The 25,403-nt window shown below is 71.6% G+C and carries 24 protein-coding genes and 1 pseudogene; 18 read left to right on the top strand and 7 right to left on the bottom strand.

Annotated elements, in window-relative coordinates:
* The first annotated feature begins 90 nt into the window (after window positions 1-90).
* The 7 genes and pseudogenes from LRP67_RS02250 (at window position 91) to LRP67_RS02220 (ending at window position 8,600) form a co-directional block, all read left to right on the top strand.
* Window positions 91-1,382 (top strand): annotated as a pseudogene (locus LRP67_RS02250) (IS256 family transposase).
* Window positions 1,383-1,683: 301 nt separating this feature from the next.
* Complete coding sequence (locus LRP67_RS02245; protein ID WP_231268530.1) at window positions 1,684-2,448, top strand: GntR family transcriptional regulator; 765 nt, start codon at window positions 1,684-1,686, stop codon at window positions 2,446-2,448.
* A 330-nt stretch (window positions 2,449-2,778) separates the two neighbouring features.
* Window positions 2,779-3,882, top strand: coding sequence for an ABC transporter substrate-binding protein (locus LRP67_RS02240; RefSeq protein ID WP_231268529.1), 1,104 nt, complete (start codon window positions 2,779-2,781; stop codon window positions 3,880-3,882).
* Window positions 3,879-4,676 carry an ABC transporter ATP-binding protein gene (locus tag LRP67_RS02235; protein ID WP_231268528.1) on the top strand — a complete coding sequence of 266 codons (798 nt, stop codon included), beginning with the start codon at window positions 3,879-3,881 and terminating at the stop codon, window positions 4,674-4,676. Before LRP67_RS02240 ends, LRP67_RS02235 begins: the two co-directional genes overlap by 4 nt.
* Before the next feature lie 11 nt (window positions 4,677-4,687).
* Window positions 4,688-5,548, top strand: coding sequence for an ABC transporter permease (locus LRP67_RS02230; protein WP_231268527.1), 861 nt, complete (start codon window positions 4,688-4,690; stop codon window positions 5,546-5,548).
* A 73-nt stretch (window positions 5,549-5,621) separates the two neighbouring features.
* Window positions 5,622-6,950 carry an NtaA/DmoA family FMN-dependent monooxygenase gene (locus LRP67_RS02225; RefSeq protein ID WP_231268526.1) on the top strand — a complete coding sequence of 443 codons (1,329 nt, stop codon included), beginning with the start codon at window positions 5,622-5,624 and terminating at the stop codon, window positions 6,948-6,950.
* A 195-nt stretch (window positions 6,951-7,145) separates the two neighbouring features.
* Entirely contained in the window at window positions 7,146-8,600 is a 1,455-nt protein-coding gene (locus LRP67_RS02220; protein ID WP_231268525.1) for an MFS transporter, read from the top strand.
* A 122-nt stretch (window positions 8,601-8,722) separates the two neighbouring features.
* On the opposite strand, the gene LRP67_RS02215 is transcribed toward LRP67_RS02220, so the two are convergent.
* On the bottom strand, window positions 8,723-9,262 hold the full coding sequence (locus LRP67_RS02215) for a flavin reductase family protein (RefSeq protein WP_231268524.1): 540 nt from the start codon (window positions 9,260-9,262) through the stop codon (window positions 8,723-8,725).
* Window positions 9,259-9,822, bottom strand: a complete 564-nt coding sequence (locus LRP67_RS02210; protein ID WP_231268523.1) for an NADPH-dependent FMN reductase — start codon at window positions 9,820-9,822, stop codon at window positions 9,259-9,261. Before LRP67_RS02210 ends, LRP67_RS02215 begins: the two co-directional genes overlap by 4 nt.
* 353 nt (window positions 9,823-10,175) lie before the next feature.
* On the opposite strand from LRP67_RS02210, the gene LRP67_RS02205 reads away from it, so the two are divergent.
* Window positions 10,176-10,655, top strand: coding sequence for a nuclear transport factor 2 family protein (locus LRP67_RS02205; RefSeq protein ID WP_231268522.1), 480 nt, complete (start codon window positions 10,176-10,178; stop codon window positions 10,653-10,655).
* On the opposite strand, the gene LRP67_RS02200 is transcribed toward LRP67_RS02205, so the two are convergent.
* Both LRP67_RS02200 and LRP67_RS02195 read right to left on the bottom strand, forming a co-directional pair.
* The gene (locus tag LRP67_RS02200) at window positions 10,652-11,152 is read right to left on the bottom strand and encodes a nuclear transport factor 2 family protein (RefSeq protein WP_231268521.1); all 501 of its coding nucleotides are present in this window, start codon (window positions 11,150-11,152) and stop codon (window positions 10,652-10,654) included. The genes LRP67_RS02205 and LRP67_RS02200 overlap by 4 nt on opposite strands.
* On the bottom strand, window positions 11,149-12,003 hold the full coding sequence (locus LRP67_RS02195; protein WP_231268520.1) for an LLM class F420-dependent oxidoreductase: 855 nt from the start codon (window positions 12,001-12,003) through the stop codon (window positions 11,149-11,151). The genes LRP67_RS02200 and LRP67_RS02195 overlap by 4 nt, the downstream gene beginning before the upstream one ends.
* A gap of 154 nt (window positions 12,004-12,157) precedes the next feature.
* Between LRP67_RS02195 and LRP67_RS02190 the strand changes: the two genes are divergently transcribed.
* A complete protein-coding gene (locus LRP67_RS02190) occupies window positions 12,158-12,967 on the top strand; it encodes an IclR family transcriptional regulator (RefSeq protein WP_231268986.1) in 810 nt (269 codons plus the stop codon).
* On the opposite strand, the gene LRP67_RS02185 is transcribed toward LRP67_RS02190, so the two are convergent.
* The 3 genes from LRP67_RS02185 to LRP67_RS02175 are packed head-to-tail and all read right to left on the bottom strand — an operon-like array spanning window position 12,939 to window position 15,219.
* Window positions 12,939-13,730, bottom strand: coding sequence for an SDR family oxidoreductase (locus LRP67_RS02185; RefSeq protein ID WP_231268519.1), 792 nt, complete (start codon window positions 13,728-13,730; stop codon window positions 12,939-12,941). The two genes, LRP67_RS02190 and LRP67_RS02185, sit on opposite strands and share 29 nt — an antisense overlap.
* Window positions 13,727-14,074 (bottom strand): hypothetical protein, encoded by a 348-nt coding sequence (locus tag LRP67_RS02180; protein ID WP_231268518.1) that lies wholly within the window; start codon window positions 14,072-14,074, stop codon window positions 13,727-13,729. The genes LRP67_RS02185 and LRP67_RS02180 overlap by 4 nt, the downstream gene beginning before the upstream one ends.
* Window positions 14,074-15,219: a Rieske 2Fe-2S domain-containing protein gene (locus tag LRP67_RS02175; protein ID WP_231268517.1), complete on the bottom strand. Its 1,146-nt coding sequence runs from the start codon at window positions 15,217-15,219 to the stop codon at window positions 14,074-14,076. The genes LRP67_RS02180 and LRP67_RS02175 overlap by 1 nt, the downstream gene beginning before the upstream one ends.
* 203 nt (window positions 15,220-15,422) lie before the next feature.
* Between LRP67_RS02175 and LRP67_RS02170 the strand changes: the two genes are divergently transcribed.
* The 9 genes from LRP67_RS02170 (at window position 15,423) to LRP67_RS02130 (ending at window position 25,334) form a co-directional block, all read left to right on the top strand.
* The gene (locus LRP67_RS02170; protein ID WP_231268516.1) at window positions 15,423-16,055 is read left to right on the top strand and encodes a TetR family transcriptional regulator; all 633 of its coding nucleotides are present in this window, start codon (window positions 15,423-15,425) and stop codon (window positions 16,053-16,055) included.
* The gene (locus tag LRP67_RS02165; RefSeq protein WP_231268515.1) at window positions 16,052-16,822 is read left to right on the top strand and encodes an SDR family oxidoreductase; all 771 of its coding nucleotides are present in this window, start codon (window positions 16,052-16,054) and stop codon (window positions 16,820-16,822) included. The genes LRP67_RS02170 and LRP67_RS02165 overlap by 4 nt, the downstream gene beginning before the upstream one ends.
* Window positions 16,823-16,921: 99 nt before the next feature.
* Window positions 16,922-18,595 carry a class I adenylate-forming enzyme family protein gene (locus LRP67_RS02160; protein ID WP_231268514.1) on the top strand — a complete coding sequence of 558 codons (1,674 nt, stop codon included), beginning with the start codon at window positions 16,922-16,924 and terminating at the stop codon, window positions 18,593-18,595.
* Window positions 18,592-19,872: an NADH:flavin oxidoreductase gene (locus LRP67_RS02155; RefSeq protein WP_231268513.1), complete on the top strand. Its 1,281-nt coding sequence runs from the start codon at window positions 18,592-18,594 to the stop codon at window positions 19,870-19,872. The genes LRP67_RS02160 and LRP67_RS02155 overlap by 4 nt, the downstream gene beginning before the upstream one ends.
* A gap of 38 nt (window positions 19,873-19,910) precedes the next feature.
* Window positions 19,911-20,864, top strand: coding sequence for an ABC transporter permease (locus LRP67_RS02150; RefSeq protein WP_231268512.1), 954 nt, complete (start codon window positions 19,911-19,913; stop codon window positions 20,862-20,864).
* Window positions 20,851-21,933 (top strand): ABC transporter permease, encoded by a 1,083-nt coding sequence (locus LRP67_RS02145; RefSeq protein ID WP_231268511.1) that lies wholly within the window; start codon window positions 20,851-20,853, stop codon window positions 21,931-21,933. Before LRP67_RS02150 ends, LRP67_RS02145 begins: the two co-directional genes overlap by 14 nt.
* Window positions 21,930-22,937, top strand: coding sequence for an ABC transporter ATP-binding protein (locus tag LRP67_RS02140; RefSeq protein WP_231268510.1), 1,008 nt, complete (start codon window positions 21,930-21,932; stop codon window positions 22,935-22,937). Before LRP67_RS02145 ends, LRP67_RS02140 begins: the two co-directional genes overlap by 4 nt.
* The gene (locus LRP67_RS02135) at window positions 22,927-23,922 is read left to right on the top strand and encodes an oligopeptide/dipeptide ABC transporter ATP-binding protein (RefSeq protein WP_231268509.1); all 996 of its coding nucleotides are present in this window, start codon (window positions 22,927-22,929) and stop codon (window positions 23,920-23,922) included. Before LRP67_RS02140 ends, LRP67_RS02135 begins: the two co-directional genes overlap by 11 nt.
* Window positions 23,919-25,334, top strand: a complete 1,416-nt coding sequence (locus LRP67_RS02130) for an amidase (protein WP_231268507.1) — start codon at window positions 23,919-23,921, stop codon at window positions 25,332-25,334. Before LRP67_RS02135 ends, LRP67_RS02130 begins: the two co-directional genes overlap by 4 nt.
* Window positions 25,335-25,403 lie beyond the last annotated feature (69 nt).

Below are 25,403 nucleotides of genomic sequence, written 5' to 3'. Positions count from 1 at the left end.
CCGTCCGCGACCAGCCGCCGAATCAGAGCCCAATCCTCCACACAGATCACCCATCCAGTCTGTCTGGGTGGCCTCGTTTCGACCGTCGCTATGGCCTCATTTTCGAGCGTCGTCGACAGAAGCGACCCTGCTCCGTCTCAGTGCCGGCCACGTGAGCTCCGCGGGTCGGTTGTCGCGCCGGGTCGTCTCTGGACGCATACGACACCTGGAGACCACCACCCACCCCAACAACCCGACCACGACCCAAGCACTCGCCGAAGCGTCGCCAGCTCTGATGCGCGAGCTGCTGCAGACGATGATCAACGCCTTGCTCTGTGCCGATTTGCCGTTGCGGTGGTCGGGGCCGAGTACGGCCGCCCCACACCCGGCCGGACCACGCAGCGCAACGGCTACCGCCACCTCGACCTGGACACCCGGGTGGGCACCATCGACGTGGCGATCCCGAAGTTGCGCAAGGGCACCTACTTCCCCGAGTGGCTGCTCGAGCGCCGCAAGCGTGCCGCGACCGCGCTGATCACCGTGGTCGCGGACTGCTAGCTCGCCGGCGTGTCCACGCGGCGGATGGACAAGTTGGTGAAGACGTTGGGGATCGACTCGCGGTCGAAGTCGCGGGTCTCCCGGATGGCGGCCGAGCTCGACGAGCACGTCGAGGAGTTCCGTCACCGACCCTTGGACACCGCTGGGCCGTTCACCTTCGTGGCCGCCGACGCGTTGACGATGAAGGTCCGCGAGGGCGGCCGCGTGATCAACGCTGTGGTGCTCCTGGCCACCGGCGTCAACGGCGACGGTCACCGCGAGGTTCCCGGCATGCAGGCCACCAGTGAGACCGGGGCGGCGTGGAACGAGTTCTTCGCCGACCTCACAGCCGGCGGCCTGTCCGGCGTCCGCCTGGTCACCAGCGACGCCCACCAAGAGCTGTCGAAGCAGTCGCGGCGGACCTGCCCGGTGCCTCGTGGCAACGATGCAGAACGCACTACGCCGCCAATCTCATGTCGGTCACGCCGAAGGCGATGTCGCCCGCGGTGAAGGCGATGCTGCACAGCGTCTACGACCAGCCCGACCGGCCCGCGGTGCACGCCCAGTTCGACCGGCTGCTCGACTACGTCGACGACAAGCTGCCCGAGGTCCACGACCATCTCGACGCCGCCCGAGCCGACATCCTCGCGTTCACCGAGTTCCCCAAGGACGTGTGGACCCAGATCTGGTCCAACAACCCCGCCGAGCGCCTCAACCGTGAGATCCGCCGCCGCACCGACGCCGTGGGCATCTTCCCCACCCGTGAGGCGATCGTACGGCTCGTCGGCGCGGTCCTGGCCGAGCAGACCGACGAATGGGCCGAAGGCCGCCGATACCTCGGACTCGAAGTCCTCGCCCGCTGCTGAGTCAAGCCTCCCCACCACCGAACCCGAGATCGGAGCCGACGACCTGCCCGCCCTGACCGCCTGAACCATCACGAAGGAGAACGCAGCGCTACACCACTACCCGGGACTTGACCATCGGGTGACGGGTACGCGCCGCCCGGACGGCCCGTGGGGCGTGCGTTGATCTCCGTGCCCTGAGTGTTACCTCGAGGAAACTCGCTGGGCCACGCACGAAATCTTCATTCCGCATCATTCGACCTGACGTCGTCGCCCACCCAGAGAGGGCTCCGCCATCGGCGACGACACGAGGAGGGCGAGCGAGATGTCGATGAATCTGGATGTGGTCCGTGACCGGGCGAGCGAGCGGCTCGGTCAGCGGCTCCGCGATGGTCATGCACGGCAGCAGTCGGCGCGCCGCGCCTACGCGCTGATCAGGTCGGCCATCCGCACGGGCGACCTTCCTCAGGACGCCCAGCTGTGTGAGGACCGGCTGGTACGCGATCTCGACATCAGCCGCAACGCGATCCGCAGCGCCCTGCAGAAGCTGGGCGGGGACGGGATCGTGATGCGGCGGCCGCGCGTCGGCACCGTGGTCGTCTCCCAAATCGGGCAGTTCCCCGTGTTCGAGTGCAGTGAGACTTTCACCCCGAACGAGCGTACCGATGTCGCACTGGTCCTGATCGACACCCTGGACGTTCCGGCCACCGCCTACCTGAGCGCCAAGCTCGGAGACGATGTCGCCACCTTCCGGATGTCGGAGTTCTTGATCATGGTGGGTGAGGAGGTCATCGGGATCTTCTCGCGCTACGGCCGGTGCGAGGCGCCAGCCCTCGAGCAGCCGGCGCCGGCGCTCACCGGCCCCGAGAGGACCTGGTATCGGCGGATCTACGGCGAGGCCCCGGGCGCGGTGGACGCCACGATCGAGGCGGTGGCAGCCGACGACCGCACGGCGCGCCTGCTGGGCGCCGGGCCGGGTCATCCGCTGCTGGTGCGCGAAACGCTGTACCGCGACCGGACGTTGAACCCGGTGGAGCTCCACTACTGCTTCTTCGACAGCCGTCGAGCCGCGCTCAGGGCGAGCGCATAGCGCCACCGTCGACGCCCCCGACCCGTGTCTGCCGCGCGGCTCGGGGGCCTCGTGCTCGTGAGGCCCGATCGGGCACGGCGAGGCGGCATGCGGAGCCCGGCTGCGCCGGACCTGTCCAGACCGCCCTGATGGCGGATTGGCGATGCCCGACGGCCGCAGCCGCGCTCCGCAGTACCGGGCGGGGGCGGCGCCAACACGGCGCAATGACCGAGCAACCGCGGCGGAACCAACCGTGCCCTCGCCGAGCCCACTGTTCTCTTGTGCCGGGACCTGCCCCGGTCCGGTGCCCCTGGTCGCCGTCCGCGTAGTTGGAGGATCCCAATGATTGGCTTGAGCAAGTCCCGCACCCGCGTCGCCACGGTTGGCGTCGCGCTCAGTGCGCTTGTCCTGGCGGGTTGCGGTGGGGACGAGGAGTCCAGTGCCACCGAGGCGCTCGCCGAGTGCGAGACGACAAAGGAGGCGACGATCGTCCTCGGCACGCCCGACCTCGACGTGTCCTACCTCCCCTACGGCCTGCTGGCCGACGAGCTCGGCTACTTCGCCGGGGAGTGCCTGGACATCACGGTGGAGGCCTCGGGCAGTGCCCTGCCGTCGCTGCTGAGCACCGGCAAGGCCGACTTCCTCACGATGACGCCGGAGACGATCACCATGGCCTCCGACAGCGAGCCGATGGGGATCTCGTTCGTCCACAACTTCATGCCCAGCCTCAACATCTTCCTGGCCGTCCCGGAGGACTCCCCGATCAAGGACCCGGGTGACCTCAAGGGCGCGACCATCGGCGTCTCCAACGCCAACCCGCTCTACGACGCCTTCATCACCGAGAGCTTCAAGGAGTACGGCCTGACCCTGGACGACGTCGACCAGATCGAGACCAGCTACGGCGTCACCCCGATGAAGGCGCTCGAGACCGGCGAGGTCGACGCGATCCTCTACTGGCCGGGCATTCTCACCAGCTGGGAGCAGGCTGGCTACCACCTCCGCTGGCTCGAGGCCGACTGGAGCGAGGCGTACGACGGCTTCGGCCTGGTGGCCGCGACCACGACGGTCGAGAAGGACCCCGAGCTGATCGAAGGCGTCTCCCGTGCCCTCGCCAAGTCGGCGGTCTACCTGCAGCGCTACCCCGAGAGCGCGGTCAGGATCTTCTGGGAGATGTTCCCCGAGCGGGCACCGCTGCCCGGTGGCGACGAGGACGAGAAGCTCGCCGAGGACCTGGCGATCCTGGACTCCACGCTCGTCTCGATGAAGGCCGATGAGTACCCCGAGGACCACACCTGGGGCATCCAGACGCTGGAGCGCTGGACCGGTCAGGTCGCCTACGCCAAGGAGGGCGGACTGATCACCGGTGACCCCGACCCGACGCAGTTCTTCTACGCCGACCACATCGAGGCCGCCAACGACTTCGACCGTGCAGACATCGAGGAGGTGAAGAAGTGACCGTCCTGGACCATGCCACCACACGGCGGACCCACAACGGCGCCATCAAGCTCGACTCCGTCACGATGGAGTTCAAGACCCGCGACGGCAAGGGCATCCGTGCCGTCGAGAACACCAGTGTCGAGATCCCGTCGGGACAGTTCGTCTCCGTCCTGGGACCCAGCGGCTGCGGCAAGTCGACCTTGCTGCGAGTCATCGCCGGCTTGGTCACCCCGACGGCAGGGGCCGTCGCCATCGGCGGGGAGAAGGTCTCCGGACCCAGCCGCAAGGTGGGGATCGCCTTCCAGTCCCCCGTGTTGTTCCCCTGGTACACCGTGGCGCAGAACATCGCGATGCCGGCGAAGCTGGACAAGCGCCGCTCGAACGACGGGCTGCGCGAGCGGGTCGAGGAGCTGCTCGACATGGTCAAGCTCTCCGCGCTCGGGGACAAGTACCCCAGCGAGCTCTCCGGCGGCATGCGGCAACGGGTCGCCATCGCCCGCTCCCTGATCACCGACCCCGACGTCATCTTGATGGACGAGCCGTTCGGCGCCCTCGACGCGATCACCCGAGAGCACATGAACGACGAGCTGCTGTCCATTTGGTCGCAGTCCGGCGCCACGGTCTTCTTCATCACCCACGACATCTCCGAGGCGGCGTACATGTCCGACCGCGTGCTGGTCATGTCGCCCCGACCCGGTCGTGTCATCGCCGACATCCAGGTCGACCTGCCCCGCCCGCGCACCGAGCGCACCCGGGGGACCCCCGAGTTCGCCGCCCTCGCCGCCGACATGCGGCAGTACATCAGCCACTAGGGAGAAGCGTCATGACTGATCACGCACTCGGCGTCCACACGCCGGTTCCGGCGCCGGCGTTGGGCCGGCCGGCCCTCGCCAGCAGGTACGCCGGCTCGGCGCTGCTCTGGGCGCGCAAGGCGGTGGTCGGCGCCGTCTACATCGTCGTTGCGCTGGCGCTATGGCACCTGGTTGTCGTCGCGCTCAGCATCGACCCGCTGGTGGTGCCGAAGCCGTTGCCGGTGCTCGAGGCGCTGTGGAGCCAGCTGCAGTCGGCGGTGGTCTACGGCGCCATGTGGGTGACCTTCCAGGAGGCCATGATCGGGTTCGCCGCCGGTGCCGGTCTGGGCATGCTGATGGCGGTGCTACTGGCCGAGTCGGATCTGGCGTACAAGATCCTCAACCCCTCCATCGTGGCGTTCCAGGCACTGCCGAAGGTCGCGCTCACCCCGTTGTTCATTGTCTGGTTCGGCTTCGGGATCTGGTCGAAGGCGATCCTGGTCGCCTCCTTCGTGTTCTTCCCGGTGCTGGTGAACATGTACACCGGCCTGCGCTCCTCATCCGCGGAGGAGGACGAGCTGATGCGGGTCAGCCACGCCTCGCGCTGGCAGCGGTTCCGTCACCTGCGCTGGTACAAGTCGCTGCCCTTCCTGTTCGCCGCCTTCGAGACCAGCTTCGTGATGTGCCTGACCGGCGCGGTCTTCGCCGAGTTGATGGGCTCCGGCAAGACGGTCGGCCTCGGCACCCTGGTCCAGCTGTACACCTCGCGCATGGACATGCCCGGGCTGTTCGCCATCATCGCGCTGCTCTCGCTGTTCGGAGTGCTGCTCGACGTGTTCGTGAAGCTCGGCAAGCGGTTCTTCCTGGCCTGGGACCGCGCTCCCGCGCGCTGAGGCCGCCCCATCACGTCCCGCCACCCCTGCGACTCGCATCGTCGCCCCACAGTCCGTCCCGAGAGGAACCCCCATGTCCGAAGTCGACCGCATCCACCTGATCTGTGACATCTCGCTGATCCACACCAACTCGAAGTGGCGCTACCCCGGGTCGTGGGAGGGCTACCCGATGTACGGCGACCCGGGTCTCTACTTCGAGATCGCCAGGATCCTGGAGCGTGGCCGGTTCGACGGCGCGTTCTTCGCCGATGTGGCGGGGACGCCGATCGTGAACGGGTCGATGGACGACACGATCGAGCTCGGGGTCGCGTGGCCGCGGCACGACCCGATCCCGATGGTGGCGGCGATGTCGGCCGTGACCCAGCACCTCGGGTTCGTGACGACGATGTCGATGACCTACAACCACCCGTTCCACACGGCGCGGATGATGGCGAGCCTGGATCACGTGACGCGGGGCCGGGTGGCGTTCAACGCGGTGGTCTCGGGGTTCCCGCAGGAGGCGCAGAACTACGGCTACGAGACGACGCCGGACCACGGCTGGCGCTACGAGCGGGCCTCGGAGTTCCAGGAGGTGATGGCGAAGCTGTTCGACTCGGTGGAGCCGGACGCGATGGTGTGGGACCGGGAGACCGGTCGCGTGGCCGATCCGAGCAAGGTGCACCGGATCGACCATGAGGGCGAGCACTTCAAGGTGATGGGTCCGCTGCCGGTGGCGCCCTCGCCGCAGGGGCGCCCGATGCAGGTGATGGCGGGTCAGTCCGCCGCCGGGATCGAGCTCACCGCGCGCTACGCCGAGCTGCAGTTCGCGATGGGCTCCACCGACGAGCTGCGTGCCGCTCACCGCAAGACGCTGGACGAGGCCTGTCTCGCGGTCGGGCGTGACCCCAAGGAGGTCAACCCGCTTTGGGCTGGCTACTTCGACGTCGTCTCCGACGACTACGAGGCCGCGGAGAACCGTCGCAAGTACCTTGAGCAGTTCCCCGCGAAGGCTCCGCACGTCTTCCTCTCCCAGTGGTGGGGCCTGGACGGCTACGTGATGGACCCCGGAGGCACCGTCCACGAGACGATCGCCGAGGTGAAGCGGCTCGGTGTCGGGCCGAACTGGGGCTACCTGGACATGGCGCTGAGGACCACGCCCCCGGAGATGACCATCGAGGAGTACGCCCTCGACCGGCTCGACGACGGCACCGGCTTCGTCGGTACGGCCGAGCAGATCGCCGACCGGATGGAGTCCGCCTTCTACGCCGGTGGCGGACGTGGAGGGTTCATGTTCGCGCCACGCTCGGGAGTGCCGGCGGGCATCGAGCGTTTCGTCGACGAGGTGATCCCGATCCTGCAGCGCCGCGGCCTGTTCCGCACCGAGTACGAGGGCCGCACCATGCGGGAGAACATGTTCGGCTGAGGCCCGCCCACGGGGCTGGACCACCGCGGGTCCAGCCCACCCCCCACGCAGTCGTCACCCGGCCGCGCGTTCGAGCGCGCCCCCAGAACGGAGCCACCATGTCGGAGTCAGAGCTGACCCACCTCGTCTGTGACCTCTCGTGATCCCCCAGCGCCCGGCGGTGCTGTCCCGGGACGAGAGCACGGTGAGCCACGCGTGAAGGCATCCTCCACCCCCGCGTTGAACGCCGGCCGGAACCTGGCCGTCGGCTCGCTGATGCTCTCGATGTTCTTCGCGATGGCGTCAAACACGATGGTCCTCACCGGGCTCCCCCGGATCATCGAGGACCTCGACGGAACGCAGACCCAGTACACCTGGATCATCACCACGTCCCTGCTCACGCTCACCGTCGGCACCCCGGTATGGGCGAGGCTGTCCGACCTGTTCAGCCGCCAGCGGCTGATGCAGGTGGCCGTCGTCGTCTACGCGCTCGCGACCGCGGGAGCCGGCCTCGCACAGGACCCGTGGTTTATCGTCGGCTGCCGTTTCTTCATCGGAGTGGGAGCAGGTGGGATCGTCACCCTGGTCCAGCTGATGGTCACCGACCTGACGACTCCCGAGGAGCGGCCGCGCTACTTCGGCTACCTCGGCGCCAACATGGCGGTGGCGACCGTGGCCGCGCCCGCCCTCGGGGGACTGGTCGTGGACCTCGGCGGTTGGCGCTGGTGCTTCTTCTCCACCGTCCCCGTCGCCTTCCTCTCGCTCGGCATCCTGCAGCTGGGCATGCGCGGCCAGCATGCCGTCGCGGTGCGGCAGCCGCAGCGAGCCCCGTTCGACCTGAGGGGGGCGGCGCTGGTGACCAGCACGACCCTGCTGCTGATGGTGTGGCTGACGGTCGTCGGGCCTGAGGTCGGCTGGGCCTCGAGCACGAGCATGGCGGTCCTTGCCGTCGGCGCCGTCGGCGCCGTCGCGGTGGTGCTGGTGGAGCGCAAGGTGGAGAGCCCGATGTTGCCCCTGCATCTGCTCCGTCATCCGGAGATCCTCAAGGTGCTCGGTGCCTCGGTCGCCGTGGGGGCCGCGACCTTCGGCGGGGCCGTCTACGTCGCCCAGTACCTGCAGGACGCACGAGGTCTCTCGACCGGCACCGCGGGCCTGCTGATGGTGCCGATGGCCGCCGCGACCTTCGTCTCCTCCATCCTCGCGGGCCGGATCATCTCGCGCAGCGGCAATTACAAGCCCGTCGTCGTCGCGGGCGCCGCTCTCTCGGCGCTCGGCGCCGCACCGCTCGCCTTCCTGGCGCTGGACACCTCGCTGTGGACGGTCGCGCTCGCCACGACCGCTCTCGGGTTCGGGCTCGGTGCCGTCGGTCAGCAGCTCATCGTCGTCGCGCAGCAGCACCTCAGTCCGGCCGAGCTCAACATCGGCTCGGCCCTCGTGATGTTCGTCCGCAACGTCGCCTCTGTGCTCTGTCTGTGCGTCTTCAGCGTGGTGGTCGCCGGTCGGCTCGACGCCACACCTGGGCCGGCTGGGTACGCCGAGGGTGCCGCGCTCGTCTTCGCCATCACGACCGGCGCCGCCGTGGTCGGCCTGGTGCTGCTGGCCATGCTGAGGCGGGCGCCGGCGCGGCTTCCCTCGGCGATCCCAAAGGCGGACCCAGAGCCCGTTGGCTGACGGGCGGCGGTGACCCCTCCCGTGCTCCACCCTCGCGCGCGCCGACCCGCCACGGGACGGAAGGGACGCCGGGCCGCCACCGCTGTGTTGCGGTGACGACCCGGCGTCGCGGGGGGGGGGGGTCAGTTGGTGATGTCACTGGTGCTGCAGTAGCGGCCCTTGAAGTAGAGCAGCGGGGCAGCGGTGGGCCCCGTGGGCCGACTCATCTCGACTACGCGCCCGATGACGATCAGATGGTCGCCGGCGACGTGCTCGGCCTCGATCTCGCAGTCGAGCCACATCAGGCAGTCGTCGACGATCGGATTGTTGCTGCGGGCAGGAGCCCATCCGATGCCGTCCCACTTGTCGGTCCCGGACCGGGCGAACTGGTTGGACACGTGGTCCTGGTCATGGGCCAGCACGTTGACTGCGAACTTCCCGGTCTCGCGGATGGGCGGGTAGCTCGTCGAGGTCAGCATCACGCTGAACGACACGAGCGGCGGTACCGCCGACACGCTGTAGAACGACTGGCAGGTGAACCCGACCGGGACCCCCTCGGTCTCCCCGGTGATGACGGTGATCCCGGATGCGTAGTGACCGACGGCGTTGCGGAACGCCAGGGGATCGATCAGCTCGGTCTGGATCTCGCGACAGATCTCATGGTCGCCTCGAAGCGTCGTCATGCGGTCACCCCCATCGGGACCTGGTCACCGGTGGTGCGCGCTTGGCGGAGTTCGTCGGCGAAGGTGCCGAGGACCTCGAAGGTCGCCCGGTAGCCAGTCGCCGCCGCGCCCATCAGCTCATCGAGCCGGTCCATGTTGCTGGTGACGAAGTAGAGCCCACGGAGCGGGACGCTGGCTCCGAGCTCGGTGAGCAGCGGAGCCAGGTTGACGTCCGGGCCCATCGAGTGCGCGAGATCCGCGCCCGTCATGACCGGGATGGCCACCACGCCGCGCAGGCCGTTGGACGGGTAGCGGTCCAGGAAGGCCTTGAGCAGGCCGGTGTACGTCGCCTTGTAGGTGGGTGACGCGACCAGGACCAGGTCGCTGGCGGCGACCCGGGCGTTGAGCTCTGCCATCGTCGCCGAGGGCCACGCGAAGATCTCGCTGGTGTGCTCCGCGAGATCGATGACCTCCAGGTCGTAGCTTCCCGGCGCCAGCAGCTTGTGCGCCAGTGCCTCGGCGACCTGCCGTGTCCGAGACCCCGCCTTCGGGTTCCCCACGACGATCGTGACGTGCATCATCTTGTCGTACCTCCATCTCACCGGTTGTCAGGCAGACGGGTCGACCGAGTTCCGCAGCGCGCAGCCGTGGAGTGCGAGGACGACCTCGTCCATGTCCACCACCGGGGTCTTGTGGCCCGGTGGGCCTGCAACGGCTCACGTTGCTGCCGCTCACCTTGCCGCATCGTTGTTTCCGAGGCATTACGCCCACTGGGCGAAATGGGGACCCCTTCCGGCCGACCGTCCTGGCACCCACCTTCGCCGCCCACGCCGATCCGCCTCGCCGGTCGACGTCCGGTCGTGCCGGCCCACTAGGTCCCACTGAACGGTCGCTGCCCGGCCGACGGAGCGCTTCGCTGCCTACCGTCGCGTGCATGGCCCCCCACGACGACATCGCCGCGATCAGTCGGCTGAAGTACCGCTACCTGCGGTGCCTCGACACCAAGCAATGGGAGGACTTCGCGACCTGCTTCGCCCCCGATGCCACCGCGGACTACAACGGACTGGTCTTCTCCGAGCCGACGGCGCTGGTCGACTTCATGCGCACGAACATGGGCGCGGGCGTGCTGACCATGCACCAGGCACACCACCCCGAGATCGAGGTCGCGCCCGACGACGCCGAGGACGCCGGCACCGCGACCGGCACGTGGTACCTGCACGACAAGGTGATCGTCGACGCGCACCGGTTCGCGCTGGAGGGCGGGGCGTTCTACTCCGACCGCTACGTGCGCGGCGCCGACGGCGGCTGGCTGATCCAGCACACCGGCTACCGGCGCACCTTCGAGCTCACCTGGGACCTGGACGACCCGGCGCGGGTCAGGGTGGCCGGTCCCGAGGCGCGGGCGCGCGGCTAGGGGCCGGGCGTGGTGGCCGCGAGCAGCGCCCGCGCGGCCGGCGTACCGTCCAGGCCGCGGGTGGTGCGCCGCGTGGTGCGCCACACCCCGGCCGTGCGCACGAGCTCCCAGCGGTTGGCCCCAATGCGGGCCACCTGGGTCCGAGCCTCGTGGCGCACGAGCAGGACCGATTCGCAGATCGCGACGGCACGGTCCCCGTCGACGATCACGTGGGCGGGGCCGAGGAAGTGGCTGCAGCCTCGCGAGATCAGCTCCTGGTGGGCGTCGGAGCGCACCATCGCCTCGATCTGGGCGCGGTCGCCCATGAACCACTCGTCGACGTCGTAGACGCCGTCCTCGGTCCACAGCGCCGCGACGCGCTCGGCCTCGCCGGCGTCGACCAGCGGCCCGTACGACGCCACGAGCCGCGCGATCTCCTGCTCGTCCTCCAGCGCTCTCAGGCGCGCCTCGAGGGCGGCCAGACGGGCGTCGGTCGTCCCGGGCTGTTCCTCGGTCACTGGTCCTCCTCCAGCCGGGCCAGGGCCTCCAGCTGCTCGACGTAGTGGTCGGCGGACGTCGCGGCGACGTGCACGGTGACCAGGGTGGCGCCTGCGGCGCGGGTGCGGTCGAGGGCGCGTCGGGTGCGATCGGGCTCGCCGATCGGGTCGATGGGGCGTCCGGCGCCCAGGACGACCTCGAAGCCGGCGGGCAGGTCGGTGGCGGCGAGCATCTCGCGCAGCCGGTCGTGGTCGAGCCCGAACGGCATCCAGCCGTCGCCGAGCGTGACGGCGCGGCGCAGGCTGCGCGGCGTGTATCCGCCCACCCACAGCGGCACGCGGTCCTGCACGGCGTGCGGCTCCACGACCAGGCCGGAGTAGGAGAAGTGGGGGCCGTCGTACTCGGGAAACCGTTGCCCCAGCGAGCCCCGCAGGGCGCGCATCGCGTCGTCGGCGACCGCGCCGCGGGCGGGGAAGTCGGCGCCGACGAGCGCGAACTCCTCTTCGACGGAGCCGACCCCGACCCCCAGCACGAGCCGGCCGCCGCTGACCAGGTCGAGGGTGCCGTAGCGCTTGGCGACTTCGAGCGGGTGGTGGTAGCCGAGCACGAGCACCTGGGTGACCAGCCGGATCCGGCTGGTGCGCGCGGCGAGGTAGGACAGGGTGGCGAGGGGGTCCCAGTACGTGCCGCCGCGCTGCTCGGCGACCTCGATCGGCACCGCGACGTGCTCGGAGCAGGTGAGGTGGTCGAAGCCGAGCCGGTCGGCGGCCTCGGCGATCCGGGTGAGCTCGGCGATGCCGGCGGCGCGCTCCCACGCGGAGTTGAAGCCGGGCAGCGCCGTGACGACGGGACTGGTGAGGCCGAGGCGCATGCCCGGCATCCAAGTCGGGGTTGTCCGCGAGGGATCGGAGCACTCCCGGTGAGCGGAACTAGAACGAATTCTAGAAATGCGTTCCGATCCGGATCGGTCACTGCTACCGTCAAAACTAGAATTGGTTCTAGTCGTGGAGGTGCCCGTGGCGACGATGACGTCCGAGCGGACCGAGAGCGGGCTGCCGCCCTCGATGGTCGAGCGGATGACGCTGATCCTCGACCGTTTCACCGAGCGCGAGACCCGACTGAGCCTCGAGCAGATCGCCGGCGCCACCCGGCTGCCTCGCTCGACGGCCCACCGCATCCTCGATCAGCTCGTCCGCCTGGAGTGGCTCGAGCACTCGAGCACCGGCTACGGGCTGGGACGTCGCTCGCTCGTGCTCGGTGGTGGGTCCGGAGACCACGGCGAGCTCCGCTCGGTCGCCTCGCCCTACCTGCACGACCTGCTGCTGCGCACCGGTGCCGTGGTGCACCTCGGCGTCCTCGACGGCGCCCGGGTGGTCTACCTCGACAAGCTCGGCGGCCGGTTCGCCACCAGCGTCCCCTCCCGCGTGGGCGGCTCGGCGCCGGCGTACTGCACCGGCCTCGGCAGGGCGATGCTGGCCTGGCTCGACGCCGAGACCGTCGACGCCCTCGTCGGCGACCACCTGGCGCTGCGCACCCCCGCCACCATCGGCGAGGTCGGCTCCCTGCACCACGAGCTGGCGCGCGTCCGGTCCCGCGGCGGGCTCGCCCTCGAGCGCGGGGAGTGCTTCCCCGGCATCGCCTGCGCCGCGGCCGCCGTACGCGGTCCCCGTGGCCCGATCGGCGCCGTCTCGGTCGTGACCTCGGCCGGCACCCCGCTCGAACGCGTCGCACCGCTGGTGGTCGACGCCGTCCAGCGCATCGCGGCCGACATCTACCCCGACCTGTCGGACTCGGACCGCGGCCGGGTCAGGTGCGGGGCACCAGCAGGCGCATGATCTTCTCGGTCCCCAGCACCAGGCGGGCCCGGTCTGTCCCGCTACGCCGCTCGACGGTCTCCTCGTTGCCGGCGACCACGTGCACCGGCCCGCTGCCCAGCGCCGCCAGCCCTTCGGCGGCCACCTCGGCCGGGTCGGCGACGTGCAGGCCAGGCAGGTCGAAGTCCAGGCCCGCCCGCTCCATCGCCGGGGTGCGCGTGAGCCCGAGGACCAGCTCGAGCACGTCGACGCCGTCGCCGCGCAGCTCGGCCCACAGCCCTTCGGCGAAGATCCGTCCGAATGCCTTCGCGGCGCCGTACACGCTCTCGGTCGAGGTGCCGACGTAACCGGCCAGAGACCCGACGAGCAGCACGCCTCCTCGGCGCCGGGCCGTCATCGGGCCGACGAGACCGTGGGTCAGCCCGAGCATCGCGATGACGTTGAGGTCGACCACGTGCATCGCCGCGCCGAGGTCGCCGTCGGAGAACGGAAGCACGCTGGTGTTGGCGCCCGCGTTGTAGACCAGCAGGCCCACCTCGACGTCGGCCACCGCCGCGACGACGGTGCCGACCGCGTCCGGGTCGGTCAGGTCGACAGCCAGGGTGCGCACCTCGGCCCCGAGCGCGCGGGCGCTCTCGGCCGTGGCCTCCAGCGGCTCGGGCCGCCGCGCGACGAGCAGCAGGTGGAAGCCGTCGGCGGCGAGCTGCAGCGCCATCTCGGCGCCCACCCCCTCGGAGCCGCCGGCGACCACGGCCCACGGGCCGTAGCGGAGCACGTCGGTCATCGAGGTCCCGCCGGGGGAGTCGTCGGGCCGCCGTCGGCGAGCACCTCGACCTGACCGCGGGCCGCCGCCTCGCGGACGGTGTCGCGCAGCGCCGCGCACCCGTCGAACGCCTGCCGGTTGGGCCGGTCGCTGGTCGGTCGGCTCGCGGATCGCTCGTGGCAGCGCCGCAGGGCCGCGGCGCTCCACTGGATCGAGGTCTGCTCGGGGCTGCTCTTGCGCACCGTGACCTCGGCGCCGCAGGCGGTGCAGCCGACCGGGCGCATCGGCCCGTCCTCCAGGCGTACGTCGTCGCGCGCGGCCGGGGCAGTCGGAGGGGTGGGCGGGGCCGTGGTCCGGTCGGACATCAGCCCGGGAACGCGTCGCGGGCGGCGAGGTTGTCCTGGACCTCGCGGTGCCAGGCCTCGTTGGCGCGGGTGGTGTCGATCTCGAACTCGAAGCGGTCGGTCATCTCGGGGGCGACGTCGGCGGCGTCGACGTAGAACTGCTGGTACCAGCGGCGCAGCTGGTAGACCGGCCCGTCCTCCTCGCAGAGCAGCGGGTTGTCGATGCGGGCCTTGCTCTTCCAGATCGCGACGTCCTGCTCGAACCCGTAGCGGATGAACTTGCCGGTAGTCGCCGCCATCGCCTCGGCGTCCTCGTCGGAGATGCCCTCCTTCTTCTCCACCATGATCCCGTACTGCAGCACGAACGAGCTCTCGTCGATCGGGTAGTGGCAGTTGATCAGGATCGTGTCCACGTCGAGGTCCTCGTAGTGGTAGGTCACCTCGTCGATCATGAACGACGGGCCGTGGTAGGCGGCGACCGACGACGTGCCGAGCACGACGGGATTGCGGGCAGACGGACGTGCGGGGCGTACGTCCTCGCGGCCGGCCCCGTCCATGTACTGGTGCGCCGTCGTGCCCTCGAAGACGTTCTTGAAGTAGGTCGGGAACGAGTAGTGCACGTAGAAGAAGTGCGCCATGTCGACGACGTTGTCCACGATCTCGCGGCAGTTGGCGCCGTCGACGACCGTCTCGTACCAGAGCCACTGGGTCCACCGGTCGTCGCCGACCTGCGGGATCCGCGGGATCGTCACGTCGGCCGGTGGCGGATTGCCCTCGGGGTCGTTCCAGAGGAAGACCATCCCGTCCTGGACCAGGGTCGGCCACGCCGCCGTGCGGGCGCGCAGCGGGACCCGGCGGGCGTAGGGGATCTGCTTGCAGCGCCCGTCACCTCCCCACCGCCAGTCATGGAAGGGGCACGCGATCTCGTCGCCCTTCACCGTGCCTTGCGACAGGTCCCCGCCCATGTGGCGGCAGTAGGCGTCGAGGACGTGCAGCGCGCCGTCGGAGCCGGCGAAGACCACGAGCCTCTGCCCGAAGGCGTCGACCCGGTGCGGTCGACCGTCGGCCAGGTCACGGGTCAGGCCCAGGCAGTGCCAGCCCCGGGCGAAGCGTCGCGGCGTGGGGTCGACCTCGATGTGTCGCACCGCCTGGTCGTGCTGGGTCATGTCGCCTCCGGACGGCTGGTGTTGGGGCCCCGCGGGGGACCGGGCGGGCCGGCTGCTGCGACCGCACGACGACTCTCGGTGCGGTCGGCGCAGGCTGCTCGACGAGGTCCCACTCACCGGTAGTCGGGGCCGGGTCCGGAGCGCCCGGCCCGCAGGATGGGAGGGGTCCGGCGACCGCGCCGCGACCAGACCAGGAGGTGGCCGTGCCCCGCATCACCGAAGCCCGGCAGCCGGCCGAGCCGAGCTCGGCGGAGCAGAAGGACCGCTACCGCCGGATGCTGCGCGCGGCCAGCCGGCTCGGCGCCATGCACGGGCTCGAGCGGATGCAGATGCACGACGTGGCCAAGGAGGCCGGCGTCGCGATCGCGACCCTCTACCGCTACTTCCCCTCCAAGACGGACCTGTTCGTCGCGGTGCTGCACCGTCAGGTCGACCAGCTCGGCCTGGACGACGTCGTCGCGCCGCGGGACGGTGCCAGCCCGGGCTCGCGCGCCGACGCGGTGGCCGATGTGCTGGTCGCCGCGAGCCGTCGGATGCTCGCGCGCCCGCAGCTGGCCACGGCCATGCTCCAAGCCAACAACGCCGCGCAGCTGCAGGGCGCTCGCGAGTACACCGAGGCCAACGCGGCCTTCCACCGCATGCTCCTCACCGCGCTCGGGGTCGGCGACGAGCCGGAGGACGAGGATCTGCGGATGGTCCGCATCGTCGAGCAGACCTGGTACGGCGTCCTCGTCTCGACCCTCAACGGCGTCATCGACCTGCCGCAGGCCGAGCAGGACATCCGCCTGGCCGCCCGGCTGCTCCTCGGCCCTCGTTACGACGCGACGCCGCTGTGAGCCGCGTCGTCGCGGTCACCGGCTCGGCGTCCGGCATCGGCGCGGCCACCGCCGCCTTGCTGCGCGAGCGCGGCGACCGGGTGATCGGGGTCGACCGGGCCGGCGCCGGTGTCGACGTCGTCGCCGACCTCTCCACCGCGCCGGGCCGCGCCGAGGCCGTCGCGGCGGTGACCGACCTGACCGGCGGTGTCCTCGACGGCCTGGTCACCTGCGCCGGCCTGAGCCGGGCCGGTGCTCCGCAGGTCAGCGTCAACTACTTCGGCACCACCGAGGTGGTCGACGGGCTACGTCCGGCGCTGGCCGCGTCGAGCGCGCCGCGGGTCGCCCTGGTCGGCTCCATCTCGGCCATCCAGCCCCACGACGCCGCGCTGGTCGACGCCTGCCTCGCCGGTGACGAGCCAGCCGCCCTCGTCCTGGCCGAGGCGGCGCTCACCGACGGCCGGTCGCACGAGATCTACTCCTCGACCAAGGCGGCGCTGTCGCGCTGGCTGCGCCGGGTCAGCGTCACGGCCGACTTCGCCGGTGCCGGGATCGCGCTCAACGCGATCGCTCCCGGGGTCGTGCTCACGCCGATGACCGCCGAGCTCGTCTCCGACCCGCAGTGGCGGCAGGTCATGGATCGTGCCGTCCCGATGCCGCTCAACGGCTACGCCTCGCCCGAGACCATCGCGTACGCGCTCGCCTGGCTGCTGTCGGCGGAGAACTCCCACATGGCCGGCCAGGTCGTCTACGTCGACGGCGGCGCCGAGGCCCTCGCCCGCCCCTGAGCCGTCGCGGCTGGGCGCTCCGGTCCCCGAGGCCGGTCCCGGTCTCGGTCACCGGGAGGGCCGCGGGCCGACCCGCCCCGGTCGGCCCATCCTCTGGGTGTGAGCCAGACCACTGACGCGGACGCCACGACCGAGGAAGCCGCCGCTGCGCGCGCGGCGATCGCCGCTATCACCGGCCCGGGCGGGCCCAGCGAGATGCGCACCGAGCAGGTCCTCGGCGCCCCGGTCGCGGTGTTCGTCGACCGCCACCGCGCCCTGCACGAGGTGCTCGCGGCCTCGGTGCGCCACGGCGACCGGCCGTACGTCGTGTCGTTGGAGGCCACCCTCACCTTCGCCGAGCACGCCCGCCGGGTCTCCTCGCTCGCCCAGGCGCTGCGCGAGGAGCACGGGGTGCGGCGCGGTGACCGGGTCGCGATCGCGGGCGCCAACACCACGGCGTGGATCGAGTCGTTCTGGGCGGTGGTGTCGATCGGCGCGGTCGCCGTCGGCTGCAACGCCTGGTGGTCGCCGCGCGAGCTGGCCCAGGCCCTGGAGCTGACCACCCCGGTGCTCGTGCTGGCCGACGAGCGCCGTCGCGAGGCGTCAGGGTCGACCGGCGTGCCGGTGCTCGACCTCGAGGCCGGCCACGAGCGGCGCTGCACCGCCCATCCCGAGGCGCCGCTGCCGTCGGCCGACGTCGGGGAGGACGACCCGTGCGTCATCCTGTTCACCTCGGGCACCTCGGGCCGCCCGAAGGGCGCGGTGCACACCCACCGCAACCTCTGCGCGGTGCTCGGCTTCCACCGTCACAACGACGTGCTCAGTGCGACGTTCGGCGACCCGGTGGCCCCGCAGGACAAGGTCTACCTGCTGGCGATGCCGCTGTTCCACATCGGCAGCCTGCACAACCTGGCGGTGCCTCGGCTGGCCGGCGGCGGCACCGTCGCGCTTCATCTCGGCGCCTTCGACCCGGCCCGCGTGCTCCAGCTGGTGCAGCAGGCGCGGGTGACGCACTGGGGAGCCGTACCCACCATGGCCAACCGGCTGCTCGCCTTCGAGCGGGTGCGCGACTACGACACCTCCTCCCTCTATGCCTTCTCGCTCGCGTCGGCGCCCTCGTCGGTGGCGTTCCAGGAGCGGCTGCGCGAGCACCTCCCGTTCGCCGGCGCGCTCGTCGACAGCTACGGGCTGACCGAGTCGTGCACGGCGGTCGCCGTCGCGACCCCGGCGGACCTCCTCGAGTCGCCCGGCACCCTCGGTGCGCCGATCATCGGCGTCGAGATGGAGGTGCGCGACACCTTCGGTGAGCCGCTGCCCGCCGGAGTCGAGGGCGACATCTGCGTGCGCAGCGCCTACAACATGCTCGGCTACTGGGACGACGACGCGGCGACCCGGGCGGCATTCGACGACCGGCGCTGGCTGCGCACCGGCGACCTCGGCACCATGGACGAGAAGGGCAGGATCCGGCTCTCGGCCCGCCGGTCCGACCTGATCATCCGCGGCGGCGAGAACGTCTACCCCGCCGAGGTCGAGGGCGTGCTCGCCGAGCACCCCTCGGTGGCGGAGTGTGTGGTCCTCGGGGTCCCTGACGACGACCTCGGTCAGCAGGTCGCCGCCGTCGTGGTGATCCGTGAGGGCGCCGCGACCGACGACCTCGAGCACGCGCTGCGGGCCCACGTCGGCTGCGAGCTCGCGCACTACAAGGTGCCGACCCAGTGGCGGATCACCGACGAGCCACTGCCGCGAAACGCGACTGGCAAGGTCCGCCGTCCCGCCGTCAGCGTCGTCTCGTGACCAGCACCAGGGGCCCGGTGGACCAGCCCGCCGTGCCGGAGGTCTTCACCCCCGGTCGGATCGGACCGCTGCGCCTGCGCAACCGCACGATCAAGGCCGCGACGTACGAGGGCCTCAGCCACCGCGGCCAGGTCACCCAGGACCTTGTCGACTTCCACGTCGCCTACGCCCGCGGCGGCGTCGGGATGACCACGGTCGCCTACTGCGCCGTCGAGAAGGACGGACGCACCGACCGCCATCAGGTGGTGTGGAGCGACGAGGCGATGCCCGGCCTGCGGGCGCTGACCGACGCCGTGCACGACGCCGGAGCCGCCGTCTCGGCGCAGATCGGCCACGGCGGCCCGGTCGCCGAGTCGCGCAGCAACCGGTCGCCGGCCCTGGCCCCGAGCCGGCGTGCCAACGTCATCGCGATGAACACCTCGCAGGCCGCCACGGTCGCCGACCTCGAGCGGATCGTCGCCGCCCACGGCCGGGCCGCCGCGATGGCCGTCGACGCGGGCTTCGACGCCGTCGAGGTGCACCTGGGGCACAACTACCTGGCCAGTGCGTTCCTCAGCCCCAAGCTCAACCGCCGCACCGACGACTACGGCGGCAGCCTGGGCAACCGCGCCCGCCTGGCCCGCGACGTGATGCGTGCGGTGCGCGACGCGGTCGGCGACCGGATCGCCGTCATCGCGAAGCTCGGCATGGACGACGGGGTGCCCGGCGGCTTCTGGATCGACGAGGCCATCCCCGTCGCGCAGTGGCTCGAGGCCGACGGCACGCTCGACGCCCTCGAGCTGACCGCGGGCAGCTCGTTGCTCAACCCGATGTACCTCTTCAAGGGCGACGTGCCGCTGGCCGAGTTCGCCGGGATCATGCCGCAGCCGATCCGCGCCGGCGTCCACCTCGTCGGCCACCGCCTGCTCAAGAGCTACCCGTACCGCGACGCGTTCCTGCTCGAGGACGCCCGCCAGGTGCGCGCCGCCGTCGACCTCCCGATGGTGCTGCTGGGCGGCGTGACCGACCGGGCGGTGATGGACACCGCGATGGCGGAGGGCTTCCAGTTCGTCGCCATGGCGCGCGCGCTGCTCCGCGAGCCCGACCTGGTCGACCGGCTGCAGCGCGACGCCGGCGCCCGCTCGCTGTGCGTGCACTGCAACAAGTGCATGCCGACCAACTACACCGGCGTCCGCTGCGTCCTGGTCGACCGCCGGACCAGCCGCGGAGCCCTGTGGGGCAAGACCGAGGGGTACGCCGCGCCGCCCCCGCCGGGCGCTTCCGCTGAGTGGGACTGATCTCAACGGCCTCGCGGGGCCGGTGCGAGGTTCGGTCGGTGATCCGGCGTCTCCTGCTCTCCGTCGCAGAGCTGGTCGCTGTCCTGCTGATGGTCAGCCTCGGGGTGTTCGGGCTGCTGGCGCTGGTCCCCGGCGACCCGGCCGTGGCCGTGCTCGGCGAGGGGCGCGCACCCGAGGAGTACGACGCGTTGCGCCGCCAGCTCGGCCTGGACGAGCCGTTCTGGAGCCGCTACCTCGACTGGCTCGGCGGTGCCGTCACCGGCGACCTCGGCACCTCGTTGGTGCCACCCCAGGGGCCGGTGCTCGACCGCATCGTCTCGGCGCTGCCGGTCAGCGTCGAGCTGGCCCTGCTCGGGCTGGTGATGGCCGTGGCGATCGCCGTACCGCTGGCCATGTGGTCGGCCTCGCACCCCGGAGGCCGCGCCGACCGGTCGATCGGCGCGGCGACGTTCGGGCTGCTGTCGATGCCGTCGTTCCTCGTCGGTCTGCTGCTGATAGCGCTCCTGGTCAACACCCTCGACCTGTTCCCGCGCAACGAGTGGGTGCGCCTGGGCGAGAGCGTCAGCGGCAACCTGCACCACGCGTTCCTGCCCGCCCTGACCATCGCGCTGATGGAGGCCGCGATGTTCACCCGGATACTGCGCAACGACCTCGTGACCACGCTGCGCGAGGACTTCATCCTCTCGGCCCGGGCCCGCGGCATGACCCCGCTGCGGATCCTGCTGAGCGACGCCCTGCGGCCCTCGTCGTTCTCGCTGGTCACCGTCCTCGGCCTCAGCATCGGACGCCTCGTGGGGAGCACCGTCATCGTGGAGTACCTCTTCGCCCTGCCCGGGATGGGCAAGCTCGTCATCGACGCCGCCAACCAGGGCAACTACCCAGTGGTGCAGGGCGCGGTGCTCGTCGTCGCCGTGGTCTACGTCGGCAGCAACACGCTCATCGACCGGTCCTACGGACTCCTCGACCCACGGACCCGTCGTGCTCGCGTCTGACCCGGTGCTGCCCGATGTCGCGCCCGTCGAGCCCGTCGCCGGCGCGGTCCCCGCTACCCCTCCACGTCGGGGTCGGCTCGTGGCCACCGGTGCCGCGCTGGTCGTGGTCGGCGCCGGCCTCGCCGCCTGGTCGGTCGGCAGCGACGCCGTGGTCACCGCCGTCCGCGCGGCGCTGGTCGTCGCCGGAATGCTCTGCGTGGTCGCTGGGCTGGGCCGGCTCGCGCGGGGCCTGCTCGGGCGCCCGGTGGACGTCGTCCTGTGGCTCGGCGTCGCCTGGCTGGTGCTCGTGCTCGGCGCGGGGGCCCTCGCGCCCTGGCTCCCCCTGGGCAACCACGACGACTCCGTCGCCGGACTGAGCGAGCCGATCTTCGCCGCGCCCGACCTCGGCTCCGACCACCCGCTCGGCACCAACAACTACGGCCTCGACGTGCTCTCACGTGCCATCCACGGAGCGCGTACGTCGATCCTGGTCGCCCTGCTCGCGGTGCTCGTCGGCACCACGGTCGGTGGCCTGGTCGGGATGGTCTCGGGCTTCCTGCGCGGCACCACCGACCGGGTGGTCGGCGTGCTCTCCAACGCGCTGCTGGCCGTGCCGCCGCTGATCCTGCTCATCGCTCTCGGCGCGGTGCTCGAGCCCAGCGTGCGCAGCATCGCGTTCGCGCTGTCGCTGCTGACGATCCCGAGCATGGTGCGCCTGGCCCGGGCCAGCACGATCGCCGTCGCCGAGCGCGAGTTCGTGCTGGCCGCCCGCGCGATGGGTGCCAGCCGTTGGCGGCTGCTGCGCCGTGAGGTGCTGCCCAACGTCGTCCTGCCGGTGCTCTCCCTCGCGGTCGTGATGATCTCGGTCCTGGTCGTGGCCGAGGCGTCGCTGTCGTTCCTCGGCATCGGTATCGAGCAGCCGGCGCCCACCTGGGGCAACATGATCGCCGAGGGCCAGGGAGGCGTCATGGAGGAGCATCCGTACCTGGTCGTGGTGCCGGCCGTCTGCCTCTTCCTCACCGTCTTCTCCTTCAACCTGCTCGGCGAGAGGGCGCAGAAGGCCTGGGACCCGAGGAGCGCGAAACTGTGACCGCCACCGACCCCCTCCTCGTCGTCGAGGACGTGCGCACCGTCTTCCACACCGCCCGCGGCGATGTCCGTGCCGTCGACGGCGTCTCCCTCACCCTCGCGCCGGGGGAGATCCTCGGCCTGGTCGGGGAGTCGGGCTCCGGCAAGTCGGTGCTCGGGCGCACCGTGATGGGGCTGGTCGCCAGCGGCCCGATCACCACGGTGAGCGGCCGGGTCCGCATCGGGGGCCAGGACGTGCATGCGCTGCACCCGCGGCACCGCCGCCGGCTGTGGGGACCCGAGGTGGCGATGGTCTTCCAGGACCCGATGACCTCGCTCAACCCGGTCAAGAGGGTCGGCACCCACCTCACCGAGACGCTGCGCCGCCACCTGCGCTGCTCGCGCGCCGAGGCCGCCGACCGAGCGGTCGACCTGCTGCGCCAGGTCGGCATCCCCGAGCCGGCCCGCCGGGCCCGGCAGTACCCGCACGAGCTCTCCGGCGGCATGCGCCAGCGCGTCGTGATCGCCGCCGCGCTGGCCTGCGACCCGCGGCTGCTCATCGCCGACGAGCCCACCACCGCCCTCGACGTGACCGTCCAGCAGCAGATCCTCGACCTGCTCGCCTCGCTCGTGCGCGACCGGACGATGGCCATGATCCTGGTCAGCCACGACCTCGGCGCGGTCGTCGGCCGCACCGACCGCATCCAGGTGATGTACGCCGGCCGCACCGTCGAGTCCGGCGCGACCCGCGACGTCTTCGGCGCCGCCCAGCACCCCTACACCGACGCGCTGCTCGGCTCGATCCCACGGCTGAGCGACCCCCCGCACACCGTGCTGCGCTCGATCGAGGGGAGCCCGCCCGACATGGCCCGACCGCCCTCGGGCTGCCGCTTCGCGCCGCGGTGTCCCCGGGCCACGGACCGGTGCATCGACGACCTCCCGGAGCTGGTGCTCGGCGCCGACGACCGCCTGGTGGCCTGCCACCACCCGGTCCATGAGTCGTCAGGAGCCGGACATGGCCGGTAGCGGAACCGCCCACCTGCGCCCCGAGCGTGACCTGGCGCTGGCCGTCGACGACCTCGTCGTTGAGTTCCGGGTCGCGGGCGGCACGGTGCACGCCGTCTCCGGCCTGCACCTCGACCTGCTGCCGGGCGAGACCCTCGGCATCCTGGGGGAGTCCGGCTGCGGAAAGTCCAGCGCCGGGCGTGCCCTCATGCAGCTGCCGCCGCCCACGTCGGGCACCGTGCGGCTCGGCGACACCGAGCTGACCGCCCTCTCGCCGCGCGACATGCGGCGGGCGCGGGCCCGGATGCAGCTGGTGCTGCAGGATCCGGTGTCCGCGCTCAACCCGCGCCGCCGGGTCGGCGACATCGTCGTCGAGGGGCTCGAGATCTGGGGTTGGGGCGATCGTGACCGCGCCCGCGTCGTCGACGAGCTGCTGACCTCCGTGGGCCTGGACCCCGAGACCGTGCGCGACCGCCGACCGCACGAGCTGTCGGGGGGCCAGTGCCAGCGCGTGGCCATCGCCCGCTCGCTCGCGCTCGACCCCGACGTGCTCATCTGCGACGAGCCGGTCTCCAGCCTCGACGTATCGGTGCAGGCGCAGATCCTCAACCTCCTCGAGCGGGCCCGCGAGCGCTTCGAGCTGAGCATGGTGTTCATCGCGCACGATGTCGCAGTGGTCAAGAACATCAGCGACCGGGTCCTCGTGATGTACCTCGGCAAGACCTGCGAGGTGCTGCCCTCGGCCGCTCTCGAGGCCTCGGCGCGGCACCCCTACACCCGGCTCCTGCTCGACTCGGTGCCCAGCGCCGCTGACGCCGACCGGGTGCCCCAGCCCGCCCGCGCGATCGAGCTGCCCTCGCCCCTCGACCCGCCGTCCGGGTGCCGCTTCCGCACCCGCTGCCCGCTGGCCACCGAGCGCTGCGCCGTCGAGGAGCCGGTGCTGCGGGAGCTGGCGCCGGGACAGTTCGTCGCCTGCCACCACGCCGAGCCCCAGGGGCCTGCATGACCACGTACGCCGACGCCACCGCGACCGCCGCCGCGATCCGGTCCGGCGAGGTGTCGGCCCGCGAGGTCGTCGAGCGCGCCGTCGCCCGCATCGAGGAGCACGACGCGGTCCTCGGCTGCGTGGTCTCCGAGCGGTTCGAGCGGGCCCTCGCCGAGGTCGACGCCGGCCTGCCACCCGGGCCACTGCACGGGGTGCCGCTGCTGGTGAAGGACCTCGGCATGCGGGTGGCCGGTCTGCCTGCGACCCGCGGCAGCCGGTTGTGGGCCGACGACGTCGCCACCGTCGACAGCGAGCTGGTGCGCCGCTACCGCGCCGCCGGCATGGTCGTGCTCGGCACCAGCAACAGCCCGGAGCTCGGGAAGAGCGCGAGCACCGAGCCGCTCCTGCACGGCCCGACCCGCAACCCGTGGTCGACCGGCCGCTCGGCCGGCGGGTCCTCCGGTGGCTCCGCGGCCGCCGTCGCCGCCGACCTGGTGCCGCTCGCCCACGGCAACGACGGCGGCGGCTCGCTGCGGATCCCCGCGTCGATGTGCGGGCTGTTCGGTCTGAAGCCGAGCCGCGGGCGCGTCACGACCTTCCCGGCGGCCAGCAGTCTCGCGGCCCCGCTGACGGCCAACCACGTGCTCACGCGCTCGGTGCGCGACAGCGCCCTGCTGCTCGACCTCACCAGCGCGCCTGTGCGCGGCGACGCGTTCGCCGCCCCCACGCCCGCGACGCCGTTCGCCGAGCAGGCGGCCCGGCCCCCGGCCCGGTTGCGCATCGGGCTGGTCACCCGGCGCGCCGACGGCGGCGCCGTCGACCCGCAGGTGGTCGAGGCGATCCGCACCACGGCAACCCTGTGCGAGGACCTGGGCCACGTCGTCGACGAGGTCGCACCGGCGTACGACGCCGGGCTGGCGACCACGGGATTCGCCACGCTCATGGGCGTCTCGCTGCTCGCCGAGGTCGGGCATCGGCTCGGCGAGCTCGGCCGCGAGCTGCGCGAGGACGACCTCGAGCCGTTCACCCGGATGCTGCACGACCACTATCGCGCCACCATGACCGCGGTCGAGGTGCACGACGCCCACGTCGCGGTCCAGGAGGTCGGCTGGCAGCTGGGCGCGATCTTCGAGCGTGTCGACCTGCTGCTCACCCCGACGCTGCCGCTGCCCGTGCCGGAGCTCGGTGTCCTCGACACGAGGCGGCCGGAGGTGATGTGGCAGGTCGCCGGCGACTACTCGTCGTTCACAGCGGTCGCCAACGCGACCGGCATGCCCGCGCTCTCCCTGCCCTGCGGCCTCGACCGCGACGGCCTGCCGCTGGGCGCACACCTGATGGGCGACCTCGGCGCCGAGGGCACCCTCCTCGCCCTCGCCGCCCAGCTCGAGCAGGCCGGCCCCTGGCCGCTCGTCGCTCCGGCGTACGCCGGCTGACGCCCGCGCCCGACCAGGCCGAGACCACGAAGCCCCCACCCGGAGGCCGGGCGGGGGCTTCGTCGATGT

Origin of the sequence: Nocardioides sp. cx-169 (assembly GCF_021083605.1) — a bacterium.
Classification (GTDB): domain Bacteria; phylum Actinomycetota; class Actinomycetes; order Propionibacteriales; family Nocardioidaceae; genus Nocardioides.
This window is presented reverse-complemented; position numbering and strand designations above follow the sequence as displayed.